The 19,752-nt window shown below is 68.7% G+C and carries 16 protein-coding genes and 2 pseudogenes; 5 read left to right on the top strand and 13 right to left on the bottom strand.

Features of this window, described 5'->3' with window-relative positions; translation table 11 throughout:
* The first annotated feature begins 199 nt into the window (after window positions 1-199).
* A complete protein-coding gene (locus ACIQU4_RS39735) occupies window positions 200-349 on the top strand; it encodes a hypothetical protein (RefSeq protein ID WP_403741942.1) in 150 nt (49 codons plus the stop codon).
* 697 nt (window positions 350-1,046) lie between these two features.
* Window positions 1,047-1,844: a hypothetical protein gene (locus ACIQU4_RS39730; RefSeq protein ID WP_403741939.1), complete on the top strand. Its 798-nt coding sequence runs from the start codon at window positions 1,047-1,049 to the stop codon at window positions 1,842-1,844.
* 190 nt (window positions 1,845-2,034) lie between these two features.
* Here ACIQU4_RS39730 and ACIQU4_RS39725 read toward each other — a convergent pair whose 3' ends face one another.
* From ACIQU4_RS39725 to ACIQU4_RS39700, 6 genes are all read right to left on the bottom strand, one after another.
* Window positions 2,035-2,919, bottom strand: coding sequence for a hypothetical protein (locus tag ACIQU4_RS39725; RefSeq protein WP_403741936.1), 885 nt, complete (start codon window positions 2,917-2,919; stop codon window positions 2,035-2,037).
* Between the two features lie 771 nt (window positions 2,920-3,690).
* Window positions 3,691-4,029 (bottom strand): DUF6233 domain-containing protein, encoded by a 339-nt coding sequence (locus ACIQU4_RS39720; RefSeq protein ID WP_403741933.1) that lies wholly within the window; start codon window positions 4,027-4,029, stop codon window positions 3,691-3,693.
* A gap of 146 nt (window positions 4,030-4,175) precedes the next feature.
* Window positions 4,176-4,427, bottom strand: coding sequence for a type II toxin-antitoxin system RelE/ParE family toxin (locus ACIQU4_RS39715; RefSeq protein ID WP_401530366.1), 252 nt, complete (start codon window positions 4,425-4,427; stop codon window positions 4,176-4,178).
* The gene (locus ACIQU4_RS39710; RefSeq protein WP_403741929.1) at window positions 4,424-4,678 is read right to left on the bottom strand and encodes a type II toxin-antitoxin system Phd/YefM family antitoxin; all 255 of its coding nucleotides are present in this window, start codon (window positions 4,676-4,678) and stop codon (window positions 4,424-4,426) included. Before ACIQU4_RS39710 ends, ACIQU4_RS39715 begins: the two co-directional genes overlap by 4 nt.
* A gap of 105 nt (window positions 4,679-4,783) precedes the next feature.
* Window positions 4,784-5,164, bottom strand: a complete 381-nt coding sequence (locus ACIQU4_RS39705; protein WP_403741927.1) for a hypothetical protein — start codon at window positions 5,162-5,164, stop codon at window positions 4,784-4,786.
* Between the two features lie 650 nt (window positions 5,165-5,814).
* On the bottom strand, window positions 5,815-6,852 hold the full coding sequence (locus ACIQU4_RS39700) for a pentapeptide repeat-containing protein (protein WP_403741923.1): 1,038 nt from the start codon (window positions 6,850-6,852) through the stop codon (window positions 5,815-5,817).
* Between the two features lie 392 nt (window positions 6,853-7,244).
* Between ACIQU4_RS39700 and ACIQU4_RS39695 the strand changes: the two are divergent.
* Window positions 7,245-10,305, top strand: a pseudogene (locus ACIQU4_RS39695) (Tn3 family transposase).
* A gap of 204 nt (window positions 10,306-10,509) precedes the next feature.
* The gene (locus ACIQU4_RS39690; protein ID WP_403741921.1) at window positions 10,510-11,571 is read left to right on the top strand and encodes a barstar family protein; all 1,062 of its coding nucleotides are present in this window, start codon (window positions 10,510-10,512) and stop codon (window positions 11,569-11,571) included.
* A 48-nt stretch (window positions 11,572-11,619) separates the two neighbouring features.
* On the opposite strand, the gene ACIQU4_RS39685 is transcribed toward ACIQU4_RS39690, so the two are convergent.
* From ACIQU4_RS39685 to ACIQU4_RS39675, 3 genes and pseudogenes are all read right to left on the bottom strand, one after another.
* Window positions 11,620-12,594, bottom strand: coding sequence for a tyrosine-type recombinase/integrase (locus ACIQU4_RS39685; protein WP_403741918.1), 975 nt, complete (start codon window positions 12,592-12,594; stop codon window positions 11,620-11,622).
* A 437-nt stretch (window positions 12,595-13,031) separates the two neighbouring features.
* Window positions 13,032-13,595 (bottom strand): DUF6233 domain-containing protein, encoded by a 564-nt coding sequence (locus ACIQU4_RS39680; protein WP_403741916.1) that lies wholly within the window; start codon window positions 13,593-13,595, stop codon window positions 13,032-13,034.
* A 754-nt stretch (window positions 13,596-14,349) separates the two neighbouring features.
* A pseudogene (locus ACIQU4_RS39675) lies at window positions 14,350-14,532 on the bottom strand (TraM recognition domain-containing protein); the annotation flags it as partial.
* A gap of 29 nt (window positions 14,533-14,561) precedes the next feature.
* On the opposite strand from ACIQU4_RS39675, the gene ACIQU4_RS39670 reads away from it, so the two are divergent.
* Entirely contained in the window at window positions 14,562-14,873 is a 312-nt protein-coding gene (locus ACIQU4_RS39670) for a site-specific integrase (RefSeq protein WP_403741953.1), read from the top strand.
* A 325-nt stretch (window positions 14,874-15,198) separates the two neighbouring features.
* Here the strand turns inward: ACIQU4_RS39670 and ACIQU4_RS39665 are convergent, their stop codons facing one another.
* The 4 genes from ACIQU4_RS39665 to ACIQU4_RS39650 form a co-directional block, all read right to left on the bottom strand.
* Window positions 15,199-16,329, bottom strand: coding sequence for an amidase (locus ACIQU4_RS39665; protein WP_403741914.1), 1,131 nt, complete (start codon window positions 16,327-16,329; stop codon window positions 15,199-15,201).
* Window positions 16,330-16,449: 120 nt separating this feature from the next.
* Window positions 16,450-17,061 (bottom strand): hypothetical protein, encoded by a 612-nt coding sequence (locus ACIQU4_RS39660; RefSeq protein WP_403741911.1) that lies wholly within the window; start codon window positions 17,059-17,061, stop codon window positions 16,450-16,452.
* Window positions 17,058-18,545 (bottom strand): hypothetical protein, encoded by a 1,488-nt coding sequence (locus ACIQU4_RS39655; RefSeq protein WP_403741909.1) that lies wholly within the window; start codon window positions 18,543-18,545, stop codon window positions 17,058-17,060. The genes ACIQU4_RS39660 and ACIQU4_RS39655 overlap by 4 nt, the downstream gene beginning before the upstream one ends.
* The gene (locus ACIQU4_RS39650) at window positions 18,542-18,946 is read right to left on the bottom strand and encodes a hypothetical protein (RefSeq protein ID WP_403741907.1); all 405 of its coding nucleotides are present in this window, start codon (window positions 18,944-18,946) and stop codon (window positions 18,542-18,544) included. The genes ACIQU4_RS39655 and ACIQU4_RS39650 overlap by 4 nt, the downstream gene beginning before the upstream one ends.
* Window positions 18,947-19,752 lie beyond the last annotated feature (806 nt).

Genomic DNA, 19,752 nt, shown 5'->3' with positions numbered 1-19,752 from the left:
TGTACAACCTCGCCCTCGCCGGATAGGCCAGCGGATCGCACCGCGACCGACCCTGCCCAGGGCGACTCGAAGATCATTTACGGGACAAGTCTTAGCCGCAGGCGGAAAGGGCTGAGGGCGTACGTGAACTCGGTGACGTATCGGCGGAGACCGGTGGGTCGGAACCGCCCCGGCCGGGGATGAGGCCAGGGTCTGCACCATGCATACGACCCTGTCCTTCACGGAGCAGGCCGAGACCGCCCTCGCGGCCACGCGCACCGCTCATGTCTCCGTCGGTGTTCTCCAGGCCGCCATCGCGGTCGCCTCGCTGCCGAGTCGCTGGCCCAAGACGAGCGGACCCAGGCCGTAGCTGGGGAGACCGTCGCGGCACTTCTCAGTGCCATGGACGACCTCTGTTCGGACCGGCCGACGCAGCCGAGCAAGCGGGTTCGGCTCGCGCCTCCGCGCCCACGGCCGGCGCCCGTCGGGCACGCGCCGCACGGGGGGTGCCTCGACCCTTCGTAGCGCGCACCGGACCCGCCACCTCGTGCACCCCTCCTGGGGCGCCCCTGCTCGGCGTTTACGCACGCCAGTCCCGTTTCATAGGTGGTGGTGGGCGGCGTCGATGGCGGTCCCGTCCCAACGCACGCGGCGCCACCCTGGGCATCACGGCGCGGGGCATGCTCGGCACGTCGGCGGGGTCGACCAGGACGAGCGCGATGGCGCCGAGCACGAGCACGGGCAGCGCACGGGCGGCCGTCGTGAGGACGACGGGAACGTCGGACGTGGCCGCGCGGCAGGGCGGCGCTCAGGGGGGATCGGAACGGTCGCGGGGCTGTGTTCCTCGGGCGCGAAGCGGAGTGGCCCGTCTCCCGGAGTACCAGGCGACTCGGACGAAGAAGCGATACCTCTTCGCCTGTGCGAGTGATGCCGGGCATTCAGCCATGGTGGTTGTGGGTGGTGAGCGATATGCCGGGACGCGAGCGTCGCCACCCGTCCCGGCTGCAGGTTTCAGGAGCCCTGGGCGCGCCCCGGCGATGACGCCTGCCTCCAGAGAAGGAGTACCTGTGGCCAACCAGCTGCCTCCGCCGCCGAAGTCTCACACGGCGAACCTCACCTCCTACAACGAAGAGATGAAGGAGCGTGGCCTCGACCCTGAGAGTTGGGAGAGCTTCCCCGTCATCGACCCGGCCAAGGCCCCCTACGCCGAGTGGATGGCCGACGGCGGCAAGGGCGTCGTGGCCGTACGGCCGGACAAGCAGTGGTTCACCTATAGCCCGCAGCACCAGGTCAGTCCCAACAAGGTCTTCAACCCAGGCCCGGCTGACGCCCAGTACGGCATGAACTGGTCAGACTCGGTTTCCTACCAGCACAGCCTCGGTGTCTCCGGGACCGGCGGTGTGACCCTGAACGGCATCTTCCAGGCGTCCATCACCGCCTCCTACCAGTACTCCTGGGGGAAGACGACGCAGACCGGCGAGAACGTTCAGGTCACCGTCAAGCCGGACTACTTCGGGTGGATCGAGCGCGGCACGCTCATCAGCAGCGTCGAAGGTTGGATCATCTGGACCGGCGTGTTGGTGGTCAACCTCCCCGGCGGAAGCGCCAAAGCCAAGCTCGCAGGTGAGGCCGGCAAGCCCGTGCGCTGGCGAGGGACGATGTCGGGGCCGGGCAAGGATGGCTCCATGAGCGGCGTCCTGGTGACCCAGCAGAAGCACAAGAGCGAGATGGGCACCCGGATCCTGCAAGACGGGTTCAAATTTGAGCGCGACGGCGACCTGGTCCTCGTCCCCGCTGACTTCCCCGCCATCGCACTGACCGACCTCACCGACCCCGGCATTCGAGAGGTCCTGCCCACCCCCTGACGCGAGAAGTCTCGTACTCCGTGCACGGGAGGGGGCGGCCACCTTGCGGGGTAGGCAGCCCCCTCGCGACGGCTTGTTTCATGAGTGGTCACACGTGAAGCATCTGCTTGGCGTGCCGCCCACCTGCAGCGACCGTGTTTCACGGGTCGTTGCAGACGGCCGGGCGCCTGACGTCTTGCCGAACTGCCTTTCAAGAGTTGCGAACCACGGCTCCCGAGATGAACCACTGCACCAAGGCGGCGGCGATGTGAACACCGGCCCGGGCAGCTTCCAGGGTCTCGGGCACGGTCGGGCTCTGGGCGCCGTGGCGAGAGGTCTGCCCGTCCCACAGCGCCCGCATCATCGCCTCCGCCGGCGCGATCGGGTCGTTGCCGACCGGAGCGCATAGCGCGGTGGCGAACTTGTGCCGAGCGTTCTTGATCTCGCCCAGCATCGTGCCGAGGGTGGCCTTCGCGTTGTTCGGCTGGATGACAGCGTGAGCGGCGGACTCGGCCGCCTTGATGGACTCGCTGTACGCCCGCACTGGGTCTGGGCTACGCCCGTACGCCGCCTGCCACGCACTAGCCAGGTGGTCGGCGGCCGACCCGGCGGCGGACACAGCCGCCGCGCCCGCGATCGTCTGGCGGACAGCGTTGCGAACGGCGGGGGTGACGCGTTCTTCCAAACTGTCCCAGGCCTCGGCGACACGGTAGGCGGACCCTGCCGCGTCCAGGATGTCGGTGAGGAGACGTATGTCAGCCTGATCGCATACCCCGCGCTCGGCCTTGTAGGCGAGAACCGCATCGACCACGTCGAGCAGCTGGGAGCCGACGGCTGTGCACAGAGCGCGGTGGTACTTCGACCCACCCCGGTTTGGATCATCAACCGTGGCTATGCGCAGCCGGAGGCAGAGGGTGCGCTCTACGCCATCCTCGTCGACATAGTCGACCAGGCCCTCGGCGTCCAGCGCGTACGCCACCCACTCCTGCAACGGCAGCTGCAGGTGCTCCGGCACGCCGTCGAAGGGACCGTCGTGATCGGGGGCGGCCATGAGGCCGGCGCGGACGGAGAAGCGCGGGCGGGGCGTCGTCGTCATGACGGAACGGTAGCGGCGCGGTGCGTTACCGGTGCGCCATTTTGTCGCCGCCCTGCGCCACCAACCAGCGTCAGGGTGTGCTCGGTGCCCCACAGGGAGGCGTCGCGTGGGGCACCAAACAGGGGTCTCCTCGACGGGGTGCTAGGTACGGCGCCAGTTCCGCCGCGCCCGCCGTCGGTGGCTAGGTCTGATCGTTTCCGTCAGCGGGAGACTCGTCACGGAGTCGCCGGTTGGCCGTCTTACGAAGGAGCCAGGCGCTGGCGGCACAGACCGTGGCGGCGCCGAGGCTGCCAAAGAATTCGGGCAGGGCGGCGCGGAGAACTTCGTACATGCGGGATGCAGGGCACGCCACAGCGGGGGCCCTGGCGTGCCGTGCTCCGTTCATGGTGCGGCGGACAACAAAGGTGCACCCGGACCCCTGGGTGCGTTTTGGGCAGGGACGGTCGCACGTAGCTCTGAACAGGTAAGAGCTGCGTGCCCCAGTGATGGGGTTCAGTCTGTCCAGTCGGCTTGGCCTACGCGACCACTTCGGCCCTACCTCCTGGTTTGGCACGAAAGATCCAATAGGGCTCAATTTCCAACCCGGTAATTACTCGGGTGAGTCACGAGCGGAAGCCACAGATAACTGGCCTGTTATCTGTGGCAAGGAGAACCGTGGCGACGCTGCTCCTGCTCGAAGGTCTCCATGACCTGCATCGTGCCGCGCAGGCCGGGGCGGGACCGTTTCTTACGGCGGCGGCGGCCACCCGAAGGGGGACAGCCGTTGCGGCCTCAGGCGGCGCCGTCCACCTGGAGCTCGATGGCCGGTCCGCAGAACGGGCAGGACTCGGTCCCGCCCGCCAGGAGCCGGCGTGCTTCGTCGCGGCTGACGGGCTTGCCCTTCCCCTGCGGGCAGTCGCCGCGATGGACTCGGAACGGCTGGGGCCCGCGCCCGGTGCGGATCGTCTCGATCACCCAGTCCGGAGGCGGCAGTGCGGGCCTGCGGGCCCGGAGCGCGGCCTCCTCGATCTCCAGGCGGGCCAGGTCCTCACGGATCCGCCCGAGCTGGTGCACGAGCCAGGACTCCACCGCGCGGTACCGGGTGATCCTCTCCGCAAGACTTTCGTTCACGCGTTCGATTCTAGGTGCGTGCGCGCTCCGCCGGTGTCGACCAGGTCTGACCCTGTCGGACCTGTTGGGTCCAACGGGTCCGGGCGCGGAACGCGAGGGGCCAGACCGTGAGTCGGCCTGGCCCTTCGGGTGCGCTCTCGGGGGCGTCAGCCGAGGCGGCCGACGTGGATGACCACGATGGTGATGGTTGCCTCGGTGATCTCGTACATGACCCGGTAGCGCCCGACGTGCATCCGGCGCAGGTCCGGGGAGCCGTACGGGGTGCTGCCTTCGGGTCGGGGCTGGTCGGCGAGCAGGTCGACGGCGTCCATCAGCTGGCGCAGCCCGTCGGCGTCGTCCTTGAGGAACCGGGCGGCCGCGTCGATGGCGGGCTCGTCCCAGACGATCTCGTAGGTCACACGTTCTCCAGGCCGAGCCGGGCACGGACGTCATCGTGGGGCGTAGCCGTTGCGGTCCCGGCGGACTGGCGTTCGCGGTACCTGGCCAGGGCCAGGGCGTCCTCGAGGTCGGCCAGTTCCTGGGGGTTGATGAGCACGGCCGCCGGCTGGCCGTGGTCGGTGATCGTGATGCGTTCGCGGGCGTTGGACGTGCGGCGGACCAGGGATCCGAACTTCGCCCGCGCCTCGGTGATCGGCAGAGTGTCACTCATGTACAGAACTGTACACTTCACGCGCCTTGTGGCGGGGCTGTTCTCGGTGAACGAAGCCCCCAGGTGTTCCCTCTCGGGGAACGGTGCGCGAGAACGGACGCTCGGTCAGCACGTCCAGCCAGCCGCGCGTGCTTTCTCCGCAGCCCCGAGGAGCAGTAGGAGGCCCGCTCCTGCTCGGTGACCGTCCTGTATCAGGTTCGGCTCGTACGGGCTGTAATCGGTGTCCGGCTCAGAATGAAGCCCCGCCAGGAACACGCTGCCCTTGGTGTAGACCTTCTTCTCGTTTTCGCCCACCTTGCCGGCTTCGAGTCCCTTCTCATCCCAGACCCTGCCGTGCTCGTTGACCCTCCCCCTGATGATCCCCAACGTGTCGTAGACGCGTCCAGAGGCATCTACCGAGCCGACTTTCGATTCGGATGAGTCATACACAGAACCGGAGCGGTACCAGCCACAAACCATTCTCCTGTCGTCGTAGATCGCGCCCATGGGCTGCTCCGATCCGTTGAACGAGCCGCACAGCAAATGAGTGGATGTACCGCCGGAGTCCGGTGCGGCCTTGGAGGCGAACGAAATCCCTCAACTTCCATTGCATCACCGCAGCCTGAGGAGTGCATTTGGGCTCCGGGCCAGCCCGGCCTGAGAGCATTCCCCCGGACTGCGGGAAGAGACCGCCGGATGCGTCCTGTGGTGGGGTGGGCGCGAGGCGGCGGACCGTGCTGATCCTGAAAGCCTGCCTCCCCGCGCCCGGTTCGCTCTCCCGCGTTCCGCGATGGGATTCGATCCCGCGTAAATGCGGGATCGCGACGGGCCGGGGTGGAGGTTCTCGTTGCCCCTTTGGCGCGTATCTCGGTCACACCCCGAGGACGACGACGAGCTCAGCAGCGGTTAGACCCGTTGGGGTCAATGGGTCCATTCTTCCGCTGCGTCGACGCCGTGGCGGGCGGCGATCAGCTCCTCCAGGGGGTCCAGCCAAGGTGAGCCCAAAAGGGGCAGTGGAATGATCTTGAAGGTCTGAGCCGCTGCTCTTGCGGATCTACCACTGAGGGCCTGACCGAATCGCGCCTACGCGGGCACTGGTCACGATGACGCTGAGGTCCTAGTGGGGCGTCCGAGCCGGTTCTGCGACGCAGGTTGGCTTACCGGAGGGACGGCGGGAGGCCGCGTGCTCCCTTGAGCGTGGCGCCGCTGAGCTTCGTACCTGTAAGGATGGCGCCGGTGAGATTCGCATCGGTGAGGTCGGCCTTCGACAGGTCGGCATCGGTGAGGTCCGCCCCAGACAGATCCGCGCGCGCCAGGTCCACTTCCGAGAGTTTCGCATCGCTGAGCTGCACACCCCGCAGAGTGGCACACATACGCCCGGCCTCCGCCTCCTTGGTGCCTCCGACCGGGGCCAGGAATACTTCCGAGCACATCGTCGCCTTCCTGAGATCCGCCCCTACAAAGCCGGCACGGGTCAGGTCTGCACCCGCAAACCTTGACCCCGTCAAGTCCGGGCACCTGATGACCCAACTACAGACGACCGCATCGGTGAGGTCGGCCCCGGTGAATCCCGTGTCCCGCAGCTGCGCCTCCTCGAAGACGGCCCCAGTGAGAGTCGCCCCGGAAAGATCTGCCCGGCTGAGGTTCGCCTTCTCCAGGTTCGCTTCCGAGAGATCCGCGCCGCCGAGCTGCGCATCGCTGAGGTCTGCCCCCGTGAAAATCGTTCCCTGCAGGTGGATGGCCCCCTCTTCGTACGGATGGGCGGGCTTCCAGCCCCGTAGATCGGTGCGGCTCAGGTCCAGTTCCAACCCCTGGTCGCTCTCCGGGCGCCGCCGCACCAGCACGTTCATCGCCGCGCTGATGTCGGCCATCGGCGCGGCTATGGGAATTGGGGCGTGACGGCGGACGTACGCGGACAGCACCGACACAACGGTGGCCTGGTCGCGAGGAGAGTCGTTCATGATGCGCTCCAGGGCGTAGATCCCGCCCAGCCGCACGTCAATGGAGCCCGATCCCAGGTTGCCGATGGCCGCGTTGAAGCGGTTGGTGATCTGGCCCTCCTCGGAGATCCGCAGTTCCTTGCTGGTCTGGCTCACCTGGAGCCAGGTGAAGAGCAGGGCGGCCACGGCTGCCAACCCTGGCAGGCTCAGGAGCAGCAGGGAGAGACGGGAGGACGGGCCGCCTTCGGATCCCATGCCTGCGGCGCTACGACGCCGGTTCCTCAGGCGGCGTCGCGCGGCATGCCGGGACGCGTTCCGGCGGAGTCGGGTGAAGGGGGACGTTCTGGTCATCTGATCATTGGCACACGCCGGGGTGGAACACTCTGGCCGCCACACCGCGCCTCCCCCCTTTGGGAGCTGCGGTGCGGTCATGGTGGGTGCGGTAGGAGACCACGCGGACATCGGCCGTAGCGGCCGTCAGGTCCCACTGCCCCTTTTGGGCTCACCTTGGCTGGACCCGGGGCTTGAGGAACATCGGAACGGAAACTGGCGTTAAGCCCCGTCGGCCGCCCAGAGGGCTTTGACCTGGGGTTCTGTGGTGCCAGAACCTTCGGCAGTCGTATTGATCGACTGTTTGGAGGTCCGGGGTGCCGGTCGAGTTTCTGACGGATGAGCAGGCCGCTGGGTACGCGGCGTTTCGCGGGGCGCCGCCCCGCTCCGAGCTGGAGCGTTTCTTCTTCCTGGATGACGCGGACCGGGAGCTGATCGAGTCCAAGAGGCGGGCCCACAACCGGCTCGGCTTCGCGGTGCAGCTGACCACCGTGCGGTTCCTGGGGGTGTTCCTGGACGACGCGGCCGACGTGCCGGCGGAGGTCGTGGACTACCTCGCGGACCAGCTGGACATCGCCGACTCCTCGGTGCTGAAGGCGTACGGCGAGCGAGAGAAGACCCGGTTCGAGCACATGTGGGAGCTGCGCCGGCTCTTGGAGTACCGGGAGTTCGCCGAGATGGAGGCGGAGCTACGGGCGTGGGTGGACGCGCGGGCCTGGACGACGGGCGAGGGGCCGAAGGCGCTGTTCGACGCGGCGGTGGGGTGGCTGCGCGAGCGGCGAGTGCTGCTGCCGGGAGTGACGACGCTGGCCCGGCTGGTGGCGTCCGTGAGGGAGGCGGCGAACCAGCGGCTGTGGGACACCCTGTACGGGCTGCTGAACACCGGCCAGCGGGCGGTGCTGGACTCGCTGCTGGTCGTGCCGTCCGGTCAGCGCGTCTCGGAGCTGGACCGGTTGCGGCGCGGACCGGTGCGGGTGTCGGGGCCGCAGATGAAGTGGTCGCTGGAGCGGGCGCGGGAGATTGCTGACCTGGGCATGGGCGAGCTGGATGTGTCCGGGATTCCGCCCCGGCGGCTGGCGGAGCTGTCGCGGTACGGCGTGGACGGCAAGGCGACGCTGCTGCGGCGGCACGGCGATTCCCGGCGTCTTGCCACGCTGTTGTCCACTTCGGTGTATCTGACGACCCGCGCGGTCGATGACGCCCTGGACCTGCTGGAGGTACTGGTCGCCACCAAACTGCTGGCCCGCGCGGAGCGCGACACGGCGAAGGAGAAACTGAAGACCCTTCCGAAGGTCGAGCGGGCCGGCGCGAAGCTGGCCACCGCCTTCCAGGTCGTGTTTGACACCACCTCCGAGCAGGTCGACACCGACACCGGGGAGGTCAGCCCGCCGAAGGTGGCCACGTTGGACGCCATGTGGGAGCAAATTGAGGCGGTCATTCCGCGCAAGGAGCTGGCCGCGGCGATCTCCGCGCTGTTCGAGTTGACGCCGCCGCTGGACTCGGACGCGGACGAGGCGTGGCGGGCGATGCTGGTCACCCGGTTCAGCACCGTGAGGCCATTCCTGAAGCTGTTGGTGGAGGTGGTGGACTTCGGCGCGACGCCGGAGGGGTTGCCGGTGCTGAAGGCGTTGAAGTCGCTGCCGGACCTGATGGGCCGCAAGAAGGTGGGCCATGCCGAGATCGACACCGGCCTGCTGGTCGGTTCGTGGCGTCGACTGGTGCTCTCTGCTCCGCATCAGGAACCGGGGGGGGGGGGGGGGGGGGAAGGCGTACACCTTCTGCGTGCTGGAGCAGGTCCACCGGATGCTGCGGCGCAAGGAGGTGTTCGCGAAGAACTCCTCAAAGTGGGGCGACCCGCGGGCGAAACTACTGGCTGGGGAGGCATGGGAGCAGGCCAAGCCGACAGTGCTGGCCTCCCTGGGCCTGCCCGAGGGAGCGGGCGAGCACCTGGCGGCGCGGGCCGCTCTGCTGGACGGCACGTACCAGGAGGTCGCCTCCCGGCTGCCGACGAACGCGCAGATCGTCTTCGACGACGCCGGGCGGCTGCACTTTGCCGCGCTGGAGCCGGAGCCCGAACCGGTATCGCTGCTGGAGCTGCGAGCGGCGGTGAACGCGATGCTGCCCAGGGTCGACCTGCCCGAAGTGCTGCTGGAGGTGTTCTCTTGGACCGGCGCCGACCAGGCGTTCACCTCGGTCACCGGGGGCGAGGCGAGGCTGAGGGACCTGCACGTCACGATCGCCGCGCTGCTGGTCGCGCACGGCTGCAACGTCGGCTACACCCCTGTCATCGGCGGCCTGGACGCGTTGAAGTACGGCCGGCTCTCCCACGTCGACCAGACCTACCTGCGGCTGGAGACCTACCGGGCCGCGAACGCCGCGCTGATCGGCGCCCAGGCGTCAATCCCGCTCGCGCAGGCGTGGGGCGGGGGCCTGGTCGCCTCGGTGGACGGGATGCGGTTCGTGGTGCCGGTGCCGTCGGTGTACGCGCGGCCGAACCCGAAGTACTTCGGCCGCCGGGGCGGGGCGACCTGGCTCAACATGATCAACGACCAGGCGGCCGGGCTCGGCGGCAAGGTGGTGGCCGGTACCCCGCGTGACTCGCTGTACGTCTTGGACGTCCTCTACGACCGCGACGGTGGGCGCCGTCCAGAGATGATCGTCACCGACACCGCGAGTTACAGCGACATCGTGTTTGGCCTGCTCACCCTGGCCGGGTTCACGTACGCGCCGCAGCTGGCAGACCTGCCGGACCAGAAGATGTGGCGGATCGACCGAGCGGCCGACTACGGCGCCTTCCAGGACGCGGCCCGGGGCCGGGTCGACCTGGTGCGGATCGAGCGGCACTGGGAGGACATTCTGCGGATCATCGGCTCCATCCACACCGGCGCGGTGCGGGCCTACGACGTGATCCGGATGCTGTCGCGCGACGGCCGGCCCACCCCGCTGGGCGATGCGATCGCCCACTACGGGCGGATCGCCAAGACGCTGCACATCCTGCGCCTGGCCGACGAACCCGGCTACCGGCGGCAGATCAAGACCCAGGCCAACCTGCAGGAGGGCCGTCACGCGCTCGCCCGGAAGATCTTCCACGGCCGGGCCGGGCAGCTCTACCAGAACTACCAGGACGGCATGGAGGACCAGATCGGCGCGCTCGGCCTGGTCCTCAATGCCTTGGTGCTCTTCAACACCCGCTACATGGACGCTGCTGTCGCTCGGCTCCGAGCCGACGGCTTCGATGTCCGCGACCGAGACGTGGCCCGCCTCTCCCCATTCGTGCGGCACCACGTCAACATGCTCGGCCGGTACTCCTTCCAACTACCGGAGCTGCCCGGTGGCCTGCGGCCCCTGCGCGATCTGAGCGCCGTCGACGAGAGGTGATTGAGGGCGAGTAGCCGTCCTCCGTCCTCCCGGGCCAGGCGGGTCCGTATCGTAGGTGCGAAGGTTGCTCGCATGTTCGGGGGTTGGGTGCGCGTCGCAGATCACGCCAGGTGGGGCCGGGGTTTTCCGGTGAAGTACCTCCTGGTTCAGGAGGACGAAGATGGCGTGGAACAGCTCTGGGGGAGGTGCGCGGGTGTTGAAGGGTTGTTCGTCGACCCCGTCCCGCCGTCACGGGAGGTCCTCACCCTCCGTGGATGCCGCCCCGACGGTCTCCTGAGCGAGGTCCTGGCCGAGCCCGACGTCTCGCTATGGAGTCTGGGCGACGTGTGCGTCGAGGTCTGGGACGACGAGAAGCCCGTGCAGTGGTGGACTCTCGTCGATGCGGTCGTGGTGGCTCATCTGCCACACCCGGACGACCCAGCACGGCACGACATCGTGCTTGGCGCCGGCGTCAGGAGCGAGGAGAGCTTCTTCGAACTGCCCACGGCTCCGCGCTTCGAGCTCTTCGCCGGAACGACGACCACTGCGGCAAGCGCAGGCCGCTGCTCTGGCGTGGACGGCCTGTTCAAGGCGCGAGTGGACCCCGCCCCCGTACCAATGGAGCTGATCGGCTGCGAGCCTGCGGAGCCCCTGCTCGCGGCGCTGCGGCGCCCTCGTCGGTCGGAGCGGGACTGGGCCTACCTCCTGGTGCTGGATCGCCATGGTGCCGTGATGGCCTCCCGCACCGTGGGTCTGGCCATCACTGGAGCGCGACCGTCCGTGCTCGGAGGCACGCTCGTCGACATCACCCTCACCGATGGTGGAGACGATCGGCCATCGTTGGCGGCCCGCCCGATCTGGGCGGAGTGGTATCAGGGCCCGCCGGCACAGCCCAACATGTGGGCTCCGTACGACTCGCAGGGCAGGGCAGCGTGGTTGGACCTCGCCACCCGCGCCTGGCGGGTGCCCGCGCCCCGGCCGGATCGGTCCGGTGGTGAGTACCATCTCGACGGCCGGTTCGTCACGGATGTTCCTGGGCTGCACTGCGCGATTGCCGAGGCCCTGCTCGGGCCCGGCCGCTACTACGGGCGGGAGTGGAACGCCTTCAAGGACTGCCTGGGCGGTGGATTCGGAGTGGCCCCTCCCTTCACCTTGACCTGGCACGACTCCGAGGTCGCACGCCGCGCGCTGGCGGACGTTGTGGAGGATCCAGAGGACGGGCTCTCCTACTTCGGGGACATCGTGCGGCTCCTCGAACGGTGCGGCGTCACGGTCGTGCTCCAGTGAGCCGCAGGCGTCCGAGCGCATGCGGTTTCGGGACAGGCCGAGCGAGCTTCAGCGCCTGCTGTTGCCGGGCGCGAGCAGGCTGGTGACCTCTGCGATCGCCTCCGGGGACGGCTTGAAGTAGCGGCGGACGTTCTCCGTCTTCTTGTGCCTTGACTTCGCCATCAGCATCAGCAGGCTAGCGCCGGCCTCACCAAGGTGGGTCAGGCCGGAATGGCGGTACTCGTGCAGGTCCCAGCCGGTGCCCGGCCCGGGCACCGCGGTGTGCTCATCAAGCAGCGCACGGGCCTGCCCGTAGGAGAGACGGGCGAGCCCGGTGTCCGGGCAGACGTCGCGCGGGCTGACCACCTTGCCGGGGCCGGGACGGCGGTGAGTGACGAACACGGGCCCGCGGGTGCGGCCCTTGAGCAGCCGGGGCAGCAGCCGTGCGGTCCCAGCGTCCCAGTACACCACCTCCAGCACGTAGTCCTCTCGGGCGCCGCCGCGGCGGCGGACCTTCGGCTGGGCGCCCTTCGCCTTCACCGGGCAGCGCCGGCCGGCCAAGTCAAGGTCCTCGATGTTGACGCCCAAGACCTCCTCCGAGCGGGCGCACGTCTCGTAGAGCATCCGCCACAGCGTCTTCTCCCGCAGGTGGACATCCCGGCGGGCCATCAGCCGTTCGATCGCCAACTTCGAGTGCACCCGAGTGTCCGAGTCCGGCGGCGGCAGCCGCTTCACCCATGCTGGGACCGCCGGCCCGTCGTACCCGCGCTCTGCGCACCAGCCGGTCCAGGACAGCACTGCGCCGCGGCGGGCGTTCCAGGTGTTCACCGCCGAGCTGCCCCACAACAGCTCCAGTGCCTCGCCAATCTCGTCGTCCTCCACCGAGGCGAACGGCCGGCCTTCTCCCAGGCGCTCGGCGGTCTTCGCGACGGCGATGCCGTAGTTCCGGACGGTGTTCGGGTTGCCGAGCGAGTTGAGGAATAGGTCGGCCGCCGTCCGGATGGTCACCGCCTTCCCGGCCGGCAGCTGAACGACGGTCGGCACCGCTTCTCCCTTGCCGCAGATAACAGGTCCGCTTCACGCGGTGTGCGGAGGAGGTCGCCGCAGGTCGCGCTCTGCAATACCGCAGATAATAGGGCGTTATCTGTGGGAAGAGTTCACGACCGCCTCGACACCGACGGTCCGGCAGCGCCGACCAGCGGAGATACGGGCTTAGCGCCAGTTTCCGTTCCGATGTTCCTCAAGCCCCTAGACGCACCCCCGCTAAGTCGGCGTGGGTCCGCGCAGGTCACACCGTGAACCGGTCGGCCGGTCGGCGGGAGGCGCGCAACACGCTGTGCGCCTCCCGCCAACGATTCAGGCGATGACGAAGGGCAGAAACGCCACCTGGGCGCGCGGAGCCCTGCCCGGGTCTCCACTGCCCCGATCAGTGTGCCCGGCTCGCCCACGACGGCGACGCCGGGCGTCCTGTGGGACCGTCCTCAGCCGTGTCCCTCTCCCAGCTGCAATGCGGGGATGAGGACTGCGGCCGCGTCGCAGTCGTGGCATGCGTCGACTCCGGACAGCATGAGTGCGTTCAGGGCCTCTTCGGTCTGCAGTTCCGCGCCGGCTCGCTCCGCGTGGCGGCAGTTGCTCTCGTGGACGACCGCCCGGCCTCGCTGGCCGAGAACGGGGCGGAGTACCCACCCCCACGTCTCGGGCTCCGGCGGCAGCGTCGGTACGCGGTGGGATGGAATCGTGTTGTAGGCAACGCATCGGTACGGGCGAAGGACGTCGGCGGTCACCCATGTGGTGAAGCCGACGGCCTCCACGCCGCCGTCGGCGGCCGCCTGCCACATTGGGGCCGCGATCTTGTACCGCCAGACCCGACAGCCGCTGTCGAGCTCGATCTGCTGCCGCTCGAAGAGGCGTACTTGAAGATGCTGGCCATCTGGCGTGACGAGCCCGATCGGTACGTGCGGCACCGGGCCGTCGGCGGTGGCTGGAACGCTCACGCCGTCATGCTGCCGCGCCGGAGAATCTCTGCCGCTGGTCGTGCCGGCCATCGCTCACGCAGCTTCCTCCCACCGCCGAGACGCCGCTCGACGCCGCAGCGCCGCCAGGTCTGCACCACCTGCGCCCTGGCGGGCCAGCGCGCAGGAGAGTCTGATCAAGGCGCGGCGGTGCCTGGTCGCCCCGGTGTCGGAGGGCAGCTGGGCCATGGCCTCGTAGGGTCGGGTCCACGAGATCTGGAGCAGCTGTCCTGTCGCATTGAAGGTTGAGTGATCTCATTGAAGTCTGAGTGGCGGCCGTCGCGGGATGTGACTGGTCGAGATAGTTGTCACCGGCGTCGGTTCGGCGGGCTGCCATCATGCTGAGATGGCCCACGACATGGTGATCTTCCTCGCCCCCGACGACGAGACCGCCGCTGCGACGCGCCTGCGGGGACCTGGTGAGGCCTTTGAGTCCGTGACCTGCCATTTCATTGAGCCGGACACTGCCATCGCCGAGTGGGGTATGTACTTCGAGGAGCCTTCGGCCGAGGCCCCGCCTCTTGAGCAGATCTATGCGTGGCGGCCGTGGCCGGAGTGGGTCACTGCACCCTTGAATGATGGCGTTGAGGTATTTGCTCTGCCGCAGCGGCTGACCCGAGCACTGGCCAACGCGACCTCCGCCGAGCTGGAAGAGCTTGCAGGTCGCTGGACCACACGACTCAGGTCCGAAGACGGGGACGATATGACCGACGATGATCTACTGGCGGTCCTGCAGGGAATTGCCCGGCTCGCAGCGTCTGCGGTGAACACGGGTGATGGCCTCTACGTCCATGCCCACCTCGCCCCAGCTTTTCACCCCTTGCCGGTAGCTCTGGAGGATCACGAAGGGGTTGATCCCACGGCTGCCGAGGTGGCTGAACAGGTCGGGAAGGTCGGCGATCTTGCAAATGTTCGCGGCCTCGTCCAGGACGGCGCGCATGGGTTCGGGCAGGCGGCCGCCGTGCCGCTCCCCCGCCTCGGCGCGCCGCGACGCTGGACGTGTGCGAGGAGACCAGCCGGGCCCGGCTCTCCTACCGCCGGGCGGAGGAGATCTTCGAGGAGTCCACCCGGCTGCTGGCGAACCCGCTCGCCCGGCCCGAGGACGTCGAGGACCTGGAGGGATGGACATTGCACCGGCTCAGGCACGGTGCGTTGACGCACGACGCGGAGAACGGCGCGTCCACACCGATGCTGCTGGCCCGCTCCCGCCACGCCTCCGTACGGTCCCTGGAACGCTACTCTCGCCCCGGCGTCGACGCGGTTGCCCGGCACGTCGCTGAGCGCGACCCCGCCGCTCGCCGTCGGGGTTGATCACAGCGGCCTACGGCACGTTTCTGGCGTATTCCGGCTGCCCTCCATGAACAGCGACTGGGACGGTGGGCCGGCCGCGGTAGAGACAACCGCGTCGGCGGGCGCCATCGGCGACCGCGATGTGAGGGCCGGGTTGAGCGGCGCGATCGTGGTCGACAGGAAGCGACCGGATGGAAGCCGTCGCCGCTCCAGCCGACGATGAACGTCGTCGAGATCGGACAAGCGGCCGGGCTCTAGGTTCCCGAACTGACCTGACTGCGGCGCGGCCTGGGGCCACATCCGACGCGGCAGGTTCCGCGCCGCGCGCATGAAGCAGAGCCGACCGCTACCAGCGTTGTGCGGCGGTGAGGAGCGTGGTGTCAGCTTGATGTCGGGCCACCAGGTGGAGGCCGACGGGCTCGCCGTTTGGTGTCACTCCGGCAGGCAGGGTGAGCGCCGGGTGGCCGGAGAGGTTGAAGGCCCAGGTGAGGGCGACGCTCATGCGGGTTCCGGGGCCGTCGTGGCCGTGCGGAGGGTGAGGCGTGGTGGGAGTGGCGATGAGGTCGGCCTCTTCGAAGATGGCGTGGAGAGCCTGGGCATTGGCTGCGATGAGGTCCTCGGTGTCCCGGTCGGAAACGCCTGCGCGCAGTGCGGTCCAGGCGGGGGCCGGGTCGCGCAGCATCACCGGTTGCTCGACGAGGTCGCACAGCCCAGCGCGTGCGATCCGGCTGAGGGCGTGCAGCGCTGTGTCAGCGACGTTCGGCTCTGTGGCGGCGTAACCGAGCGTGGGCGTCCAGGCAACCCTTAGGATCCCGGCCGCAAGGGCCGGAGAGCTGCTGGGGGCGACGACGCGAAGGTAGGCCGCGGCGTCTGCCGGGGTACGGGTTAGCACACCGGGGCTGTTGAGCCCGGCGCGGTCCCGGGCGGGCAGCAGGCCGTTGGTGGGCTTGAAGCCGATGATGCCGCACCAGGCCGCGGGGATGCGGACCGATCCGGCACCGTCGGATCCGGTGGCGAACGGTACGAGGCCGGCGGCTACCGCGGCTGCGGACCCGGCCGATGACCCGCCAGGTGACCATGTCGGATTCAGGGGGTTGAGGGTGGGGCCGCGGTCGGTGGAGCCGTAGGTCTGCCAGCCGGTGCCGGCGCGGGGGACGGAGGTCGCCCCGATCGGCACGCATCCGGCGGCGGCCAGGCGCTGGTTCTGGAACGAGGTCGGGCCTTCACTCGCCTTGACCCCGATCGGTACCCCGGCCAGCGGCAGGTAGGCCCCACCGGCCACCGCAGCATCGACCTCCGTCGCTGCGGCGCGGGCGGCGTCCGCCCAGACGGTTGTGAAGGCACGCAGGGCACCGTCGCGTTCGGCGATCAGCGCCAACGCGGCGTCGACGACGTCGCTGGCGGTCACCTTGCCGTGTCTCACCAGGTCGGCAATCTCAACGGCGGACAGTGCCATGTACAGGTGTTCTTCGAGCATTCAGTCTCCCCTGTGTGAGGGGCCGGTCCGATCTCGGCGGGGCGCCAGGCGTTGAGGAGACACGGTGCCGTGGCACCCGGACCGGCACTGGTGCGGCAGGGTCGGCGTCAGGTCCCGTGGTCAGGCCGGTGGCTTTTCGATGGGTGCGTCGCTGCCGGCCCAGAGGTAGACGCGGGTGGTGCCGGGCTGGAATTCATGCGTGTGGATCTTCGTACACAGTCGGAGTGCGCCGCTTTCGTGCGTCTTCGCGTCGTGAGGGCAGACACTGGTGATGCGCATGCCTTCGACGAGGGTTTCCGGCTCGGGGAGGCCGAGATGGGTGAAGCCGTCGCTGCGGGTGTAGCCCGGCTCTTCCGGGTGCCGGTTGCGGGCCATCTGGGTGCCTTCGCGTAGAAGCGGCTGCAAGAACCGGTCTGCTTCCGCGGTCGGCACCGTGAAGGCGAGCAGCGCGACGTCGTACTGCACGTTGGTGTGCAGCCCTGCCCGCCGGTCGGTCGCCGTCTGCGGTACCTGGAGGCCCATCGTCTTCGCCACCCACTCGGGCGTGGCGTTCTGTTCCCAGCAGCACTTCTTCTGATCCTCGGTGGGATACCGCAACCCGTACATGCCCGTCAGGACCATCCCGAGGACCCCGAGAATGCACAGGCCCGAGAAGACCCAGGCGCCGATGGCGAGGCGCCGCTGCCAGGGCTTGCGCCTCCCGGCACCGGCCGGAGCCGCAGGACCGTTCATCGGTCGATATCCCCTCCGCCGTCCCGGGCATGGCGGCCCGGATCACTCCGCTCGCCGGCGCGCCCGGGTTCGTCGGGGGCGGGCGCTGCCGCTCCGTTGCCCAGCTCGTAGTGCTTGACCGAACTGCTTCCCGCCATGTTGAACTCCTGGGCCAGACCGACCCTGTGCTGCTGACTCGGCTCGCCGTCGGGTATCTCGAGCGTCCCGATGTGCACGCCCTTGCCCTGGTCCCAGTTGTACCGGTCCCAGACGTTGACCTGGTAGTCGAGGCCGACCACCGGTTTGCCGTCCGCGCCCGGCGTGACGGTCACCACCCCCGTCACGTTCGACTGGGCGCCGCCCACCGCGTAGTACCAGTTGGGGTCTGCCGCATCGCTGAAGTAGTAGCCCTCATTGGGTGTCTCGACCGGAATCACGACTGGACGGCCGCCGTTTCTGTCGTACTCCGCCAGCGCCTGCTCCCGCCACTCCGTCTCATGGCCCTGGAGGAACAGCTGGTCCACGTGTGCCTGGAATCCCCTGTTGTCGGTGAGCATCTTGTCGACCGGGAGTTCCATGGGGGTGCCGGTGTTGTCCAGGTAGTGCTTCATGTGGCGCGAGGCGTCGTTCAGGTCACCGCTGTCGGCCAGGACGACGAGTGCCTGCATCTTCGTCCTGGTGACCCAGTCGTTCCATTCGATGTCCTCGGCCCCGTGCTTGCCGGATCCCCGGTCGGCCGCCACCTGCTTGACCGACGGGTTGAAGAGTCCGGCCGCGAGGAGATCGCCCCTGTGGGCCGTCCACAGCTGTGCGCGGGCGTCAGGGCTGAGCGACTGCCACAGTCTGCGCAGTTCGGCCTGCTGGGCCGGCTTGGCGTCCTTGCCCAGGGCGGCCAGCTTCATCGCCCGCGGCAGCTGGTCCTGGTCGAGCGAGGTGTACTCGGCGTGCCCGGCGTTGTACGGGTCGGCGCCGTGCGAGGCGCGCAGCGCCCGGGTTGCGGCGGCGTCTACCTCGGCCGCATGGCTGACCAGGCCGGTGAGCGTGTCGGCGTACCAGCGGATCATGTCCTGGGTTCGCTGGTTGGGGCCCTTCGCATCGCAGATGGATGATTCCACCCTGACCTTGCCACCGCCGCCGTCGGACACCAGCAGCCCCGGATCCGGCTCGGGCGTGTGCGCGGGGTCGCCCTGCCTCGCCTCGTCGGCCAGTGCCTTCGCCTGCTTCTGGATCTGTGTCAGCTCGGCATGTGCATCGGCGAGGACCAGGTGGATGCTCTTGGCCTCACGCTGGAGGTCGTCCGCCTCCTTGGCGGCGCTGCGGACGAATTCCCGGGTGACGGTGGCGTTGACCCCCTCCCACCGCGCTGCCTCGGACTTCTTCACCAGGCCGTCGCGCACGGTGCCGTGCAGCTTCGCGAGTTCCTCCGCGGCCGTCTTCCACTCCGCCACCGCCTCGTTGAGCTTGCCCAGATCGAGGGTGATGAGGTCGGTCCAGGTGAGGGTCACTTCACGTACCTCTGTATCTCGGAGACCGACAGCGCGGAACCGTCGCGGTGGCGCATGCTGGCGGCAATGGCCTCGTCGTCGTTCGCGTGGGCCTTCTTGGAGAAGTCGAGGTGGTTGGAGATGTGCGCGTACATCTGCAGCACCGTCTTGACCTGTGAGTCCCAGGTGGACAGGGTCACCGACAGCTCCGACCCCATGCCCAGGTTCCGGGCGGAGCATTCGGTCGCGGCCCGGGCGGTTGCGCCGGTGCCGGCGATGTCCGCCTTGGCACGCAGTTGGCTGTGGACGAGGAACGCCTCGTGCCCGACGGCGCCCAGGTCGTCCTGCGTGACGACCAGGTCGTAGGAGGAGCCGCCCGCCGCCGTCCTCTTGGCATCCGCCCATTCCTCGTCGAATGTCACCGGGCCCCCTCCGTGGCTGCACGACACAGAAGGATTCACCCTAACAAGCGGTAAATCAGCAGGCGTTCAGTGCGTCAGGTCCAGCTCGGCGACGACGGTCTCGCCCACGGGAATCCCGGTCATGCACCTCCCAGCGGGCCGCCACGGCCTGTACGAGGAGCAGGCCCCGGCCGGTGTCGGCGAGCGGCGGGGGCACCGGGGCCACGTCGAGAGGCCAAGGTGTCGGCCTCCCGGGTGTCGGAAACCCTGGATTCGCAGCGCAAACGAGGCCGCGTCCTGGAGCGCGCGGACCCGGGCCCAAGGTGTCGGCCTGGGGTCCCGCCGGTAATGCTCCAGGATTGAACGCTAAGAAATGATCACGGGCTCTGGTCTGTCCTGAGAACGCGGGGCGGCTGTGTTGGCCTGGTCGTCCTCCAACTCGATGGAGATGCGTCGTGGCACTGGTGGCCTCCGGGGCACGGGGTGGATCAGTGTGTTCGGACCGGTTGGTGGGCGTCTCTACAGGACGATGTATTCGCGGAGCTTGCCGCGGACGTGCGGCCTCGGGGCGCCGATGCGGATGCCGAGGGTGGGTAGCTGCTCGGCGATCTGCCAGTAACGCTAAGGACTTGATCTTGGTCTTGGGCTGGCCCTACCAGGTCTCGGCGTTCGGAAGGGGTTGAGCCGGAAGCCGTTCGCGCAGGTCGATCTCCTCGGCGGTGAGTGGTTCTTCTGGCCGGCGGATGCGGACGGGATTGGGCCGCAGCGGCAGGCCGTCGTCTACCGCTGCGGCTTCGGCTTCCGCGAGTGCCCGGTACAGCGAGGCG

Source organism: Streptomyces sp. NPDC090741, from assembly GCF_044769045.1.
GTDB lineage: Bacteria > Actinomycetota > Actinomycetes > Streptomycetales > Streptomycetaceae > Streptomyces.
This window is presented reverse-complemented; position numbering and strand designations above follow the sequence as displayed.